Source organism: Dactylosporangium sp. NPDC048998 (assembly GCF_043197855.1).
In the GTDB taxonomy this organism is placed as follows: Bacteria; Actinomycetota; Actinomycetes; order Mycobacteriales; family Micromonosporaceae; genus Dactylosporangium.
This window is the reverse complement of sequence record NZ_JBICTV010000001.1, coordinates 804,630-817,822: the sequence shown is the minus strand read 5'-3', so window position 1 is coordinate 817,822 and position 13,193 is coordinate 804,630. Positions and strand designations below refer to the sequence as shown.

The following is a 13,193-nucleotide window of genomic DNA, read 5'->3' as shown; positions in this document are numbered from 1 at the left end:
GTGAAGAGGTGCACCGATGAAGACGATCCCCACCCGAGGTAATCGACGGACCAGGCTGCTCGCCGGGGTCACCGGCGCCGCCCTGCTGCTCGGCGCGTGCGGCGGCGGCGCCAAGACCGACGACGGCAAGGACGCGGCCGAGGGCTACGACCCGGCCGCCCAGGTGACCATCACCTGGTGGACCGGGCAGACCACCGACGCGGAGAAGGCGGCGGAGGATCTCGCGGCCGAGTACTCCAAGGCGCACCCCAACGTCACGATCAAGACCTCGGCCGGCGCCTCGACCACCGACGACCTGCTCACCAAGCTGTCGGCCGGGTTCACCGGCGGCAGCTACCCGGATATCTCCTACGCCTTCGGCAGCTGGGCCGGCGAGCTGGCCACCAGCGGCAAGACCCAGAACCTCGCGACCTACGTCGCCGACCCGTCGTTCGGCTGGCAGGAGATCCCCGAGGCGGCCCGGGACACCGCCACCTACGAGGGCAAGGTCATCGGGGTGCCGGCGCTGGTCGACAACCTCGCGCTGATCTACAACAAGAAGCTCTTCGACGACGCCGGGGTGGCCTACCCGACCGACCAGTGGTCGTGGGAGGACTACCGGACGGCGGCCAAGAAGCTCACGAACCCCGCGAAGAACGTGTACGGCTCGGCGTACTCCGTGTCGGGCAGCGAGGACACCACCTGGCACCTCTGGCCGATGCTGTGGCAGCGCGGCGGGAAGATCCTCGACGGCAGGAAGCCGGCGTTCAACTCCGACGCCGGGGTCGCCGCGCTCGAGCTGCTGCGCGCGATGGCGGTCGACGACAAGTCGATGTACCTCGACCAGACCGACGAGAAGTACGGACCGCTCTTCAACGACGGCCACATCGCCATGATGATGTCCGGCCCGTGGGCGCTGCTGGACCTCAAGGAGGCCGGGCTCGACTACGGCGTCGCGCAGCTGCCCGGCTACAACGGCGACCACCAGACCGTCTCCGGGCCCGACCTGTGGGTGCTGTTCGACCACGGCGACGCCAACCGCGCCGGCGCCTCGCGCGACTTCATCAAGTGGCTGACCAGCAAGGAGACCGACGCGAAGTGGAACCTCGCGATCGGCAACCTCCCGCTGCGCTCCAGCGAGCAGGGCACGCCCGAGTTCGCCGCGTACGTCAAGGAGTACCCCGGCGGCCAGAAGTTCTTCGACAACCTGGCCAACGCCAAGCAGGCCCGCCCGACCCTGGCCGGCTACGAGGAGATGTCGCGCAACGTCGGCGACGCCATCTCGAAGGTGCTGCAGGGCGCGGCGAAGCCGAAGGAGGCGCTCGACGAGGCGGCCAAGAAGTCGGCCGGGGCGCTCGAGTGACGCTGACGTTCGCGGTCTCCGCCCGCACGGTCGCCAAACGCCAGGCCTCCGGGCGGGCCGTCCGGCGGACGCTCACCGGCTGGGCGTTCGCCGGACCGGCGACCCTCGTCGTGGTCGGGCTGTCGCTGTTCCCGGCCGTGTGGGCGTTCTTCATCTCCCGCACGAAGTGGAACGGCATCGCCGAGCCGCAGGACATCGGCTGGCGCAACTACGAGCGGCTCGCGCAGGACCCCGACCTGGCCGCGGCCGCGCAGCACTCGCTCATGCTGACTGTGCTGTTCGTGCCCGCGTCGATCGTGCTCGGCCTGCTCATCGCGATCGCCCTGAACCAGCGCATCCGGCTGATCGGGTTCTACCGGACCTGCATCTTCGTGCCCTACGTCGCCTCCGCCGCGGCCACCGGCATCCTCGCCGGCTACGTGTTCAACCCCCAGTTCGGCGTGGCGAACGACGTGCTGCGCCGGGTGGGGCTGCCCACCCAGCAGTTCCTCGAGAACCCCCGGCAGGCGCTGCTGGTCGTCTGCGTCATCGCGCTGTGGGGCGAGGTCGGGTTCACCACGGTGGTGTACCTCGCGGCGCTGCAGGACGTGCCGCGGGAGCTGATCGAGGCGGCGACCGTGGACGGCGCCGGCCGGTGGCGGATCCTGCGCAGCGTCACGCTGCCGCAGCTGCGCCCGGTCACGCTGTTCACGACGGTCTGGCAGACCATCACCGCCCTGCAGCTGTTCGACCTCATCTACACCACCACCCGCGGCGGGCCGATGAACAGCACCCAGACTGTCGTCTACTACATCTACGAACTGGCCTTCCAGACCCGGCGGCTGGGCTACGGCGCGGCCGTGGCCTACCTGCTGTTCGCGGTGACGCTGCTGCTCACCGCCGTGGTGATCTGGCGCAGCCGGCGCAGCGGCGAGGAGGCCTTCTGATGACGAGGCGGAAGTGGCTGCCGTTCAGCCCCTGGCACCTGGTGCTCATGCCGACGGCGCTGCTGTTCGTGCTGCCGCTCGTCCACATGGTCCTCACGTCGTTCATGACCAAGCGGGAGATCAACCGGTTCCCGCCCACGCTCGTGCCCAGCGGGCTGCACCTGGACGGCTATCGGCAGCTGTTCGCGCAGTCGCACATCCTGCTGTGGCTGGGCAACACGGTGCTGGTCTCGGCCGTGTCCGTCGTGTCGCACCTGGTGCTGTGCTCGGCCGCCGGCTACGGGTTCGCCCGGCTGCGCTTCGCCGGGCGGGGCGTCGCGTTCGTGGCCGTCATCGCCACCGTGATGATCCCGACCCAGCTCCTGATGATCCCGACGTACCTCATGTTCGCCCGCCTCGGCATCGTCGACACCCTGGCGGCGGCGTTCGTGCCGTGGCTCGCGTCGGCGTTCGGCATCTTCCTGATGCGGCAGTTCTTCCTGAACCTGCCGGTCGAGCTGGAGGAGGCGGCCCGGATCGACGGCTGCGGCGTGCTGCGCACGTTCGTCAGCATCGTGCTGCCGCTGGCCCGCCCGGCGCTGGCCACGCTCGCCGTCTTCACGCTGCTGTCGAGCTGGAACGACCTGCTGTGGCCGCTGGTGGCCATCAGCGACGACCACCGCTACACCCTGCAGGTCGGCCTGGCCAGCTTCCACGGCATGCGGCGCACGGAGTGGTCGCAGCTGATGGCCGGCAACGTGGTCGCGACCATGCCGCTGATCGTGGCGTTCCTGGTGGCGCAGAAGCGGTTCATCGCGACGATGACCTTCAGCGGACTGAAAGGATGACCTCGTCGATCGTGGCCTGGGCCGCGGTGCCCCCCGCGGCGCGGGCGCTCAGCGAGCCGGCCGCCGCGGCCCAGGCGACCGCCTCGGGCACGTCCCGGCCGGCCAGCCGGGCGGCCAGGAAGCCGGCGTTGAAGCTGTCGCCGGCCCCGGTGGTGTCCACCACGTCGACCGGCAGCCCGGGCGCGGCGGCGGCACCGCCGCCCGGCCACCAGGCGCGCCCGCCCCGGGCGCCGTCCTTGAGCACGACCGTGGTCCCGGCGCGGACCAGCCGGGCGGCGGCGGCATCGACGCCGTCCACCGGATCCACACCGGTCACCGCGAACAGCTCGGCCGCGTTGGGCAGGAACACGTCGGTCTCGGCGAGGACCTCGCCGAGCTCCCACCGGCCGGTCGGGTCCCAGTTGGTGTCGAGCGACGTGGTCAGCCCCAGCCGCCGGGCGCGGGCGAACACGCCGGCCAGCCCCGCGTGCAGCCGCGGCTGCAGGAACAGCGATGCCGCGTGCACGTGGCGGGCGCCGGCCAGCAGCGCGTCGGTCACGTCGGCGGGGCGCAGGGCCGGGATGGTGCCGGGCAGCGTCAGGATCGCCCGGTCGCCGGGCGCGGAGAGGATCACGCTGAGCCCGGTCGGCGTGCCGCCCGCGGACCCGGGGGTGATGAGCTCCACCCCGCGCTCGGCGAGGCGCTCGCGGGTGAAGGCGCCGAAGACGTCGGCGCCGACGGCGGCGAGCAGCCCCGTGCGCAGCCCCAGGCGGGCGCAGCCGGCCGCGGTGATCGCGGCCGAGCCGCCCAGCACCAGGTCGGCCGCGTCGAGCAGCTGCTCCTCCTGGCCGAACCGGGGCCGCACGTCGCCGCGCAGCACCAGGTCGGGGTTGGCGTCACCGACCACGAGGACGTCGAATTGCATGGCCGGACACTATCAGCCGCACGTTCGTGCGCACATCCGCGCGTTTCGCACAGAAACAGCCATTGACAGATGTATGTTCGTGCAGTTGAATCCGAGGAAACGGTCGAGCCCAGCCGGTAAGGGATCCCCTCCCGAGTCCGGCACACAGGTCGCCAGGGTGCCGAGCACCCGAGGCGGGGCAGATCCCGAAACCCCTCGGAGTTCTCCCTGTGATTCCCGTCCTGCGCCGCATCGGCGTCCCAGCCATGGCGGTCCTTGCCGTCATCGGCCTCGGCATCGGCACCGCCGATGCCGCCACCTACACCGTGCCCCCGGCGAACGCCAAGTTCGACTACCAGATCGGCGCCGCGTACACGCCGCCGTCCGGGGTCACGGTGGTCAGCCGCGACCGGACCGCCACACCGGCGGCCGGCCTCTACAACATCTGCTACGTCAACGTGTTCCAGACCCAGCCCGACGAGATCTCCTGGTGGCAGACGAACCACGACGACCTGCTGCTGAAGGACGCCTCCGGCAAGTACGTCGTCGACGGCACCTGGGGCGAGAACCTCATCGACGTCTCGACCGCGGCCAAGCGCACGGCGGTGGCGGCGATCGTGAACGGCTGGATCGACGGCTGCGCGAGCAAGGGCTTCAAGGCCGTGGAGCCGGACAACATCGACTCCTACGAGCGCTCGAAGGGCCTGCTCACCATGGCGAACGCGGTCGCGCTGCTGCAGTTGATCGCACCGCACGCGCACGACATGGGGCTGGCCATCGCCCAGAAGAACACGACCGCCCTCGGCACCGCGGGCAAGAACGCGGGCCTCGACTTCGCGATCGCCGAGGAGTGCGGCCGCTACAACGAGTGCGGCGCCTACACCTCGGTCTACGGCAACAACGTCATCGTCATCGAGTACACGAAGAACGCCTTCACCAAGGCGTGCAACGGCTACGGCCCGTCGCTGTCGATCGTGCTGCGCGACGTCAACGTCACGGCACCCGGCAGCCGCACCTACAAGTACGACGCCTGCTGATCCTGCCTGTCCCTGCCGGTGGAGGTGCCGGGTGATCGTGACGGTGACGCTGAACCCGGCCCTCGACCTCACCTACGCCGTGGACGAACTGCGGCCGCACACCACGCACCGGGTGCGCGCCGTGCACGAGCGCCCGGGCGGCAAAGGCCTGAACGTGGCGAGCGTCCTGCACGCGCAGGGCGAGGCGGTCCTGGCGACCGGCCTGCTCGGCAGGGCCACCGGCTCCGCCGTGCAGGCGCTCGTCGACGCGGCCGGGCTGCCGTCGGCGTTCGCGCCGATCGCCGGCGAGACCCGGCGCACGGTGACGATCGCCGACGGCGCCGACGCGACCGGGCTGTGGGAGCCCGGGCCGGTGGTCGGCGGCGCCGAGTGGGACGGGTTCGTGGCGCACTACCGGCGACTGCTCGACGACGCCCGCGTGGTGGCGCTGTCGGGCTCGCTGCCGCGGGGCCTGCCGCCGGACGCGTACGCCATCCTCATCCGAGCGGCACGCGCGCGCGGCGTACCCACCGTGCTCGACACCAGCGGCGAGCCCCTGCGGCTGGGCCTCGCCGCCGGCCCGGACCTGGCCAAGCCCAACGCGGAGGAGCTCGCGACGCTGCTCGGCCCGGGCGCCGGCCCGGCCGCGGTCCGGGGGCTGGTCGCCGCCGGGTGCGGCGCCGTCGTCGTCTCCCGCGGCCCGCGCGGCCTGCTCGCCGTCAGCGGCGCCGGGGCATGGGAGGCGGCGCCGCCCGCGGCCGTGACCGGCAACCCGACCGGGGCCGGGGACGCCTGCGTCGCCGCCTTGGCCCGTGGACTGCGGGACCGGACCCCGTGGCCGGAGCTGCTGGCCGACGCGGTCGCGCTGTCCGCGGCCGCGGTCGCCGCCCCGGTCGCCGGCGCCGTCGACACCGCCCACTACCGCGACCTGCGCGCCCGCATCGCCGTCACCCCAGTACCGCAGACAGAGGAGCACAACCCATGCTGACCCCCACCGGTGAGATCGTCGCGGACGCGCAGCGGCGCGGGGCCGGCGTCGGCGCGTTCAACGTGATCACCGTCGAGCACGCCGAGGCCATCGTGACCGGCGCCGAGGCCGCCGGCTGCGCGGTGATCCTGCAGATCAGCGAGAACGCGGTCCGCTTCCACCACGGCCGGCTCGGCCCGATCGCGGCCGCCGCCCGCGCGGTCGCCGAGCTCGCCGGCGTGCCCGTCGCGCTGCACCTGGACCACGTGGAGAGCGACGAGCTGTTCGACCAGGCCGCGGCCAACGGGTTCGGCTCGGCGATGTACGACGCGTCCCGGCTGGACTACACGGCCAACGTCGCCGCCACGGCCGCCGCCGCCCGCCGCGGACATGCGCAGGGGCTGTGGGTGGAGAGCGAGCTCGGCGAGGTGGGCGGCAAGGACGGCGCCCACGCGCCGGGCGTGCGCACCGACCCGGGCGAGGCGACGGCGTACGTCGCGGCCACCGGCGTCGACGCGCTCGCCGTGGCGGTCGGCTCGTCCCACGCCATGACCAGCCGGGACGCCCGCCTGGACCACGAGCTGATCGGCCGGCTGCGGGCGGCCGTCGCCGTGCCGCTGGTCCTGCACGGCTCCTCCGGCGTCCCCGACGACGAGCTGCGCGCCGCGGTCCACGGCGGGCTGGTGAAGATCAACATCGGCACGGCGCTGAACGTCGCCTTCACCGGCGCCATCCGCCACGCGATCCAGCACGACGCGGGCCTGGTCGACCCACGCAAATACCTGCGGACCGCCCGGCGCGACATGGCCGACACGGTCACGAAGGCGCTGCGCGTACTGACGCCGGCAGCCTGACCGGCCCTAACCGGAGGCCGGGCCGACTGAGAGGACGCGCACGGCCGCGGCGCCCTGGGCGTCGGACTCGGCCAGGTCGACCTCGGCGACGATTGCCCAGTCGCGGTCGCCCTCCGGGTCGTCGAAGATCTGGCGCACGTGCCAGCGGTCCGGCTTCTGCTCGATGACGATCAGGGCCGGGCCGCGCGCGTCGGGGCCGACGCCGAGGGAGTCGTACTCCTCGAAGTACCCCTCGATCGCGTCCTGCCACGCGTCCGCGGTGAACCCGTGCTCGCCGTCGAGCTCGCCCAGCTCGTCGTAGCGGCGCAGCGCGGCGAGCTCCACGCGGCGGAAGAGCGCGTTGCGCACCAGAACCCGGAACGCCCGCAGGTTGCGGGTGACCGCCGGCGGGCGCTCGTCGCGCAGCGCGGGCTGCTCCTCCCCGGGATTGCGCAGCCGCTCCCACTCGTCGATGAGGCTGGAGTCGACCTGCCGGACCAGCTCGCCGAGCCACTCGATGACGTCGGCGAGCTCCTCGGTGCGCGCGTCCTCGGGCACCGTCTGGCGCAGGGCCTTGTAGGCGTCGGCGAGGTAGCGCAGCACGAGCCCTTCGGAGCGCGACAGCCCATAGAACCCGACGTACTCGACGAACGTCATCGCCCGCTCGTACATGTCGCGCACCACGGACTTCGGCGACAGCGCATAGTCGGCGACCCACGGGTGCCCCTGCTTGTACAGGTGGTAGGCGTTGTCGAGCAGGTCGGCGAGCGGCTTCGGGTGGGTGACCGAGTCGAGCAGCTCCAGCCGCTGCTCGTACTCGATGCCCTCGGCCTTCATCGCCGCGACCGCCTCGCCGCGGGCCTTGAACTGCTGCGCGGAGAGCACCTGCCGCGGGTCGTCCAATGTGGACTCGATGACGGAGAGCACGTCGAGGGCGTAGCCGGGCGCCTCCCGGTCGAGCAGCTCGATCGCGGCCAGCGCGAACGGCGACAGGGGCTGGTTGAGCGCGAAGTCCATCTGCAGGTCGACGGTGAGCCGCACCCGGCGGCCCTCCTCGTCGGGTTCGGGAAGCTGTTCCACCACGCCGCCGGCCAGCAGGGCACGGTAGATGGCGATGGCGCGGCGGATCAGCCGGCGCTGCGAGTGGGCGTCCTCGTGGTTCTCGGTGAGCAGGTGCCGCATCGCCGCGAACGCGTCGCCGTGGCGGCTGATCACGTTGAGCAGCATCGCGTGCGACACCTGGAAGCTGGACTTCAGCGGCTCCGGCTCGGCCTCCACCAGGCGGTCGAAGGTGGGCCGGCCCCAGCCGATCGAACCCTCCGGCGGCTTCTTGCGCACGACCTTGCGCCGCTTCTTCGGGTCGTCGCCGGCCTTCGCGAGGGCCCGCTCGTTGTCGATGACGTGCTCGGGCGCCTGCACCACGACGGTGCCGAGGGTGTCGAACCCGGCGCGCCCGGCCCGGCCGGCGATCTGGTGGAACTCCCGGGCGTACAGCAGGCGGGTCTTCTGCCCGTCGTACTTCGACAGCGCCGTGAACAGCACCGTGCGGATCGGCACGTTGATGCCGACGCCGAGGGTGTCGGTGCCGCAGATCACCTTGAGCAGCCCGGCCTGGGCCAGGGTCTCCACCAGCCGCCGGTACTTCGGGAGCATCCCGGCGTGATGCACGCCGATCCCGTGCCGCACGAGGCGCGACAGCGTCTTGCCGAAGCCGGCGGTGAACCGGAAGTTGCCGATGGCCTCGGCGATCATGTCCTTCTCGGCGCGCGTGGACACGTTGACGCTCATCAGCGCCTGCGCCCGCTCCAGCGCCGCGACCTGGGTGAAATGCACGATGTAGACGGGGGCCTGCCGGGTGCTCAGCAGCTCCTCGATCGTCTCGTGCATCGGGTCCATCGAGTACGTGAACATGAGCGGCACCGGCCGCTCGGCGTTCTTCACCACCGCCGTCGGGCGCCCGGTGCGCCGGGTCAGATCCTCCTCGAACCGCGTCACGTCGCCGAGCGTGGCCGACATGAGCACGAACTGGGCCTGCGGCAGCTCGATCAGCGGCACCTGCCAGGCCCAGCCGCGGTCCGGTTCGGCGTAGAAGTGGAACTCGTCCATCACGACGATGCCGACGTCGGCCTGGGCGCCGTCGCGCAGGGCGATGTTGGCCAGGATCTCCGCGGTACAGCAGATGATCGGCGCGTCGGCGTTGACGCTCGCGTCGCCGGTGAGCATGCCGACGTTCTCCGCGCCGAACATCTCCACCAGCGCGAAGAACTTCTCCGACACCAGCGCCTTGATCGGCGCGGTGTAGAACGTGGTCCGGTCGGTCGCCAGGGCCGCGAAGTGCGCGCCGGCGGCGACGAGGCTCTTGCCCGAGCCGGTGGGGGTGTTGAGGATGACGTTCGCCCCGGAGACGATCTCGATCAGCGACTCCTCCTGGTGCGGGTACAGGCTGAGCCCCTGCTCCCCCGCCCACTCGGAGAACGCCTCGAAGACCGCATCGGGATCCCCACCGCGCGGCGCGCGCGAAGCCAGATTCTTCATGCCGGACCCTCCGCTTCGCTCCGCTCGTACATCAGGTCGAAGGCCGGCCGCCCGGCGCGCACGGCGCGCAGCTCGAACTTGGTCACGGGCCGGTGGTCCGGGCGGGGCGCGAAGCCGCCGAAGCGGTTGGTGAGCCCGGGGTCGGCGTCGAGGGTCTCCAGCATCGCCTGGGCGTAGCCGGCGTCGTCGGTGGCACAGTGCAGCAGCCCGCCGGGGCGCAGCCGCTCGCGCAGCAGCGCCACCCGCTCGGGCACGATGAGCCGCCGCTTGTGGTGGCGCGACTTAGGCCACGGGTCGGGGAAGAACACGTGCACGGCGGCGAGGCTCGCCGCCGGGATCTCCTCGCGCAGCAGCTCGATCGCGTCCACCGCGGCGACCCGCAGGTTGGTCAGGCGCTGCCGCTCGATCAGCGCGAGGAGGTTGGCCACGCCGGGAGTGTGCACCTCCACGGCCAGGTAGCGCCGGCCGGGGTCGGCCGCGGCCATCTGCGCGGTGGCCTCCCCCATCCCGGAGCCGATCTCGAGCACGTCGACGGGTTCGCCGGGCACGAACGCGTAGCGCTCGGCGAGGCGCTCGAGGGCGTCGAAGTGCCGGCCGCTGAGCCGCCCGCGGCGCGGGTGATAGGTCCGGACGATCCGGAGCGGACGGTCGACGGTGGTCATGGGGACCCAACCTTACCCGACCACGGGTGCCGCCCGCCCGGCCCATCGTTGCGGTCGGGTGCGGTCATCAGTGCGGTCATCGGCGCGGTCGGGCGCGGTCACCGGCGCAGCGCCTCCTGCGCCGCCTGGACCAGCGCCATCACGTCCTCGCCGGCCGTCGCCGCGGACCAGACCAGCGCGAACGTCAGCCGCGGCGGCGGGCCGGCCAGGGGGACGAACCGGACGTCGGGCCGCCGGACGGTGTCGACGAGCAGCTGCGGTACCGGCAGGGTGCCCCGACCGGCCGCGACCAGGTCCAGCGCGACGGCCGGGTCGTCGACCGGCTCCGGGGCCAGCCGCGCGCCGTCGGGGAGCGGGACGCCGCGGGGCAGCAGCAGCCGCCCGGCCCGGTCGAGGGTGAGCACGGGCGCGGTGGAGAGCCGGTCGGCGGCCGGCAGCGCCAGATGCGTCAGCGGCACCTGAAACCGGGCCGCGCTGGCGAAGCCGGGCGGGAACGGCGCGCTCATCAGCGCCGCTGCGGCCCGGCCGCGGGTCAGCTCGTCGGTCGCGGCCCGCCAGCCGGCCGGGACCAGCTCCAAGTCGACGCCGGGCTTGCGGCCGGCGAGGCGGCGCGCGACCCGGGCGGCGAACCCGCCGGCGAGCGGCGCATAAGCGAGGCGAATCGTCGCCGGGGCGGGCACCGCCAGCCGCGCGGCCTCCGCGGCGAAAACCGCCGCCTGCTCCAGCACCGCCTCCGCGTGCGGCAACAGCGCGGCGCCGGCGTCCGTCGGCGCGACCTCGCGGCTGGTGCGCTCGAACAGGCGCAGGCCCAGCTCGCGCTCCAGCCGGGCGACCGCCTGGCTCACCGCCGGCTGGGACAGGGCCAGGGCCGCGGCGGCCCGTGAGAACGACCGGTGCCGCGCGACCAGCGCGAAACACTCGATGTCCCGCAGGGGCGCCATGGCGACCAGTATCGGCCATTCGGGCCGCTTATCGATCGGGCATTTCCCGCGCCGAGCGGCCACGATCCGCACGTGACCCATGACTTTCCCGCTTCCACCGTGCTCGGGTACCCCCGCATCGGGCCGGACCGTGAGCTGAAACACGCCCTCGAGGCCTACTGGGCGGGCCGGATCGACCGGCCGGCGCTGGAGGAGACCGGCCGTTCGCTGCGCGCCGCGACCTGGCGCCGCCTGCACGAGCTGGGCCTGCGGGAGCCGGGGGCCCTGCCGTCGAACACGTTCTCGCTGTACGACCACGTCCTCGACGCCGCCGTCATGGTCGGCGCGGTCCCGGAGCGCTACCGCGCCGCGCCCGACCCGTACTTCGCGATGGCCCGCGGCGCGGACGGCGTCGCGCCGCTGCGGATGACGAAGTGGTTCGACACCAACTACCACTACATCGTCCCCGAGATCGGGCCGCGCACCGCGCTGCGGGCCGTGCCGGACAAGCCCCTCGCCGAGCTGCGCGAGGCCCGCGAGCTCGGTCACGACACCCGCCCGGTGCTGCTCGGCCCGGTGACGCTGCTCCGGCTGGCGCAGGCGGCGCCGGGCGCCGCACGAGGCGCAGGCGGCTTCGCGCCGCTGGACCGCCTCGACGACCTCCTCGACGTGTACGGCGAGCTGCTGTCGGCCCTCGCCGGCCTCGCCACGTGGGTGCAGCTGGACGAGCCGGTGCTCGTCACCGACGGCGGCTCCCCCGCGGTGCGGCACGCGTACCGCCGCCTCGCTGGCCTCGAGCGACGCCCGAAACTCCTGGTCGCCTCCTACTTCGGCGACGCCGGCGACGCGATCCCGGCGCTCGCGGTGGCGCCGGTGGACGGGGTCGCGGTCGACCTGACCCATGGGGTACCGCGGCATCTGGAGCTGTTCGAGGGCCGCACGGTCGTCGGCGGGGTCGTGTCCGGCCGCGACGTGTGGCGCACCGACCCGGACGCGGCGCGGGCCCTGCTCGCCGCGGCGGGCGCGACCGCGGTCGGCACGAGCTGCTCGCTGCTGCACGTGCCGTACACGCTGCGTGGCGAGCAGGGCCTGCCGTCCGGCGTCGCGTCTCGCCTCGCGTTCGCGGAGGAGAAGGTCGCCGAGGTCGTCGCGCTGGCCGGGCTGGGGCCGAAGGCCGGGCCTCTCCCGGTGGCCCTGCCGTCGCGGACCGACGGGCCGGTGCGGACCGAGTCGCGTGGCGCATACGAGGCCCGCGCGGCGGCGCAGCGCGACCTCGGGCTGCCCGCCCTGCCGGTGACCACGATCGGCTCGTTCCCGCAGACCGGCGAGCTGCGCGCGGCCCGGTCGGCGGTGGCCGCGGGCCGGCTGGCGGCGGCCGAGTACGAGGCGCGCATCGAGGCCGAGATCGCCCGGGTGATCGGCGAGCAGGAGCGGCTCGGCCTGGACGTGCTCGTGCACGGCGAGCCGGAGCGCAACGACATGGTGCAGTACTTCGCCGAGCACCTCGACGGCTTCGCGGTGACCCGCAACGGGTGGGTCCAGTCGTACGGTTCGCGGTGCACCCGCCCGCCGATCCTGTACGGCGACGTCAGCCGGCCCGCGCCGATCACGGTCCGCTGGGCGGCCTACGCCCAGTCGCTGACGCGGCGCCCGGTGAAGGGCATGCTCACCGGCCCGGTGACGATCGTGGCGTGGTCGTTCGTGCGCGCCGACTTGCCGCTGCGCGACGTGACCCTGCAGGTCGCCGACGCGATCCGGGAGGAGGTCGCCGACCTGGAGGCGGCCGGCATCCGCATCATCCAGGTCGACGAGCCGGCATTGCGTGAGCTGCTGCCGCTGCGGCGGGAGGAGCGCGCGGAATACCTGGCGTGGGCGGTCGCCGCGTACCGCCGGGCCACCTCCGGCGCCGCGGACGCCACCCAGATCCACACCCACCTGTGCTACAGCGACGCCGGCGAGGTGCTGGAGGCGATCGACGCCCTCGACGCGGACGTGACGAGCATCGAGGCGGCCCGGTCTGGGTTCGCGATCGGAGCGTTCGGCCGCGGGATCGGCCCCGGCGTGTACGACATCCACTCCCCCCGCATCCCGGACCGGGAGGAGATCGCGGCCCGGCTGCGGGCGGCGCTGCGGACGATCCCCCCGTCGCGGCTGTGGGTGAACCCGGATTGCGGCCTGAAGACCCGCACGTACGACGAGGTCCGCGCGGCCCTGACCAACGTGGTGGCGGCCACCCGGGCCGTCCGCGAGTCCGTATCGTGAGGATATATCGTATCCTCCCC

The 13,193-nt window shown here is 73.1% G+C and carries 11 protein-coding genes; 7 read left to right on the top strand and 4 right to left on the bottom strand.

Annotated features, from left to right (window positions below; all coding sequences use genetic code 11):
- Positions 1 to 16 precede the first annotated feature (16 nt).
- From ACGFI8_RS03820 to ACGFI8_RS03810, 3 genes are read left to right on the top strand one after another with little or no spacing between them, the layout of a single operon-like run.
- Positions 17 to 1,342, top strand: coding sequence for an ABC transporter substrate-binding protein (locus ACGFI8_RS03820; protein WP_392799472.1), 1,326 nt, complete (start codon positions 17 to 19; stop codon positions 1,340 to 1,342).
- Positions 1,339 to 2,268 (top strand): carbohydrate ABC transporter permease, encoded by a 930-nt coding sequence (locus ACGFI8_RS03815; RefSeq protein WP_392799470.1) that lies wholly within the window; start codon positions 1,339 to 1,341, stop codon positions 2,266 to 2,268. Before ACGFI8_RS03820 ends, ACGFI8_RS03815 begins: the two co-directional genes overlap by 4 nt.
- Entirely contained in the window at positions 2,268 to 3,095 is an 828-nt protein-coding gene (locus ACGFI8_RS03810) for a carbohydrate ABC transporter permease (protein WP_392799467.1), read from the top strand. Before ACGFI8_RS03815 ends, ACGFI8_RS03810 begins: the two co-directional genes overlap by 1 nt.
- On the opposite strand, the gene ACGFI8_RS03805 is transcribed toward ACGFI8_RS03810, so the two are convergent.
- On the bottom strand, positions 3,076 to 3,999 hold the full coding sequence (locus tag ACGFI8_RS03805) for a carbohydrate kinase family protein (protein WP_392799465.1): 924 nt from the start codon (positions 3,997 to 3,999) through the stop codon (positions 3,076 to 3,078). The two genes, ACGFI8_RS03810 and ACGFI8_RS03805, sit on opposite strands and share 20 nt — an antisense overlap.
- Before the next feature lie 245 nt (positions 4,000 to 4,244).
- Here ACGFI8_RS03805 and ACGFI8_RS03800 point away from each other — a divergent pair, with 245 nt between their 5' ends.
- The 3 genes from ACGFI8_RS03800 to ACGFI8_RS03790 are packed head-to-tail and all read left to right on the top strand — an operon-like array spanning position 4,245 to position 6,815.
- Positions 4,245 to 5,015 carry an endo alpha-1,4 polygalactosaminidase gene (locus tag ACGFI8_RS03800; RefSeq protein WP_392799666.1) on the top strand — a complete coding sequence of 257 codons (771 nt, stop codon included), beginning with the start codon at positions 4,245 to 4,247 and terminating at the stop codon, positions 5,013 to 5,015.
- 37 nt (positions 5,016 to 5,052) lie between these two features.
- Positions 5,053 to 5,982 (top strand): 1-phosphofructokinase family hexose kinase, encoded by a 930-nt coding sequence (locus ACGFI8_RS03795; RefSeq protein ID WP_392799462.1) that lies wholly within the window; start codon positions 5,053 to 5,055, stop codon positions 5,980 to 5,982.
- Positions 5,976 to 6,815, top strand: a complete 840-nt coding sequence (locus ACGFI8_RS03790; RefSeq protein ID WP_392799460.1) for a ketose-bisphosphate aldolase — start codon at positions 5,976 to 5,978, stop codon at positions 6,813 to 6,815. Before ACGFI8_RS03795 ends, ACGFI8_RS03790 begins: the two co-directional genes overlap by 7 nt.
- A 6-nt stretch (positions 6,816 to 6,821) precedes the next feature.
- Here ACGFI8_RS03790 and ACGFI8_RS03785 read toward each other — a convergent pair whose 3' ends face one another.
- The 3 genes from ACGFI8_RS03785 to ACGFI8_RS03775 form a co-directional block, all read right to left on the bottom strand.
- Positions 6,822 to 9,329, bottom strand: a complete 2,508-nt coding sequence (locus ACGFI8_RS03785) for a DEAD/DEAH box helicase (protein WP_392799458.1) — start codon at positions 9,327 to 9,329, stop codon at positions 6,822 to 6,824.
- Positions 9,326 to 9,991: a tRNA (guanosine(46)-N7)-methyltransferase TrmB gene (gene trmB, locus ACGFI8_RS03780; protein WP_392799455.1), complete on the bottom strand. Its 666-nt coding sequence runs from the start codon at positions 9,989 to 9,991 to the stop codon at positions 9,326 to 9,328. The genes ACGFI8_RS03785 and trmB overlap by 4 nt, the downstream gene beginning before the upstream one ends.
- A 98-nt stretch (positions 9,992 to 10,089) precedes the next feature.
- The gene (locus ACGFI8_RS03775) at positions 10,090 to 10,932 is read right to left on the bottom strand and encodes a LysR family transcriptional regulator (protein WP_392799452.1); all 843 of its coding nucleotides are present in this window, start codon (positions 10,930 to 10,932) and stop codon (positions 10,090 to 10,092) included.
- Between the two features lie 72 nt (positions 10,933 to 11,004).
- Between ACGFI8_RS03775 and metE the strand changes: the two genes are divergently transcribed.
- The gene (gene metE, locus ACGFI8_RS03770; protein WP_392799449.1) at positions 11,005 to 13,173 is read left to right on the top strand and encodes a 5-methyltetrahydropteroyltriglutamate--homocysteine S-methyltransferase; all 2,169 of its coding nucleotides are present in this window, start codon (positions 11,005 to 11,007) and stop codon (positions 13,171 to 13,173) included.
- Positions 13,174 to 13,193 lie beyond the last annotated feature (20 nt).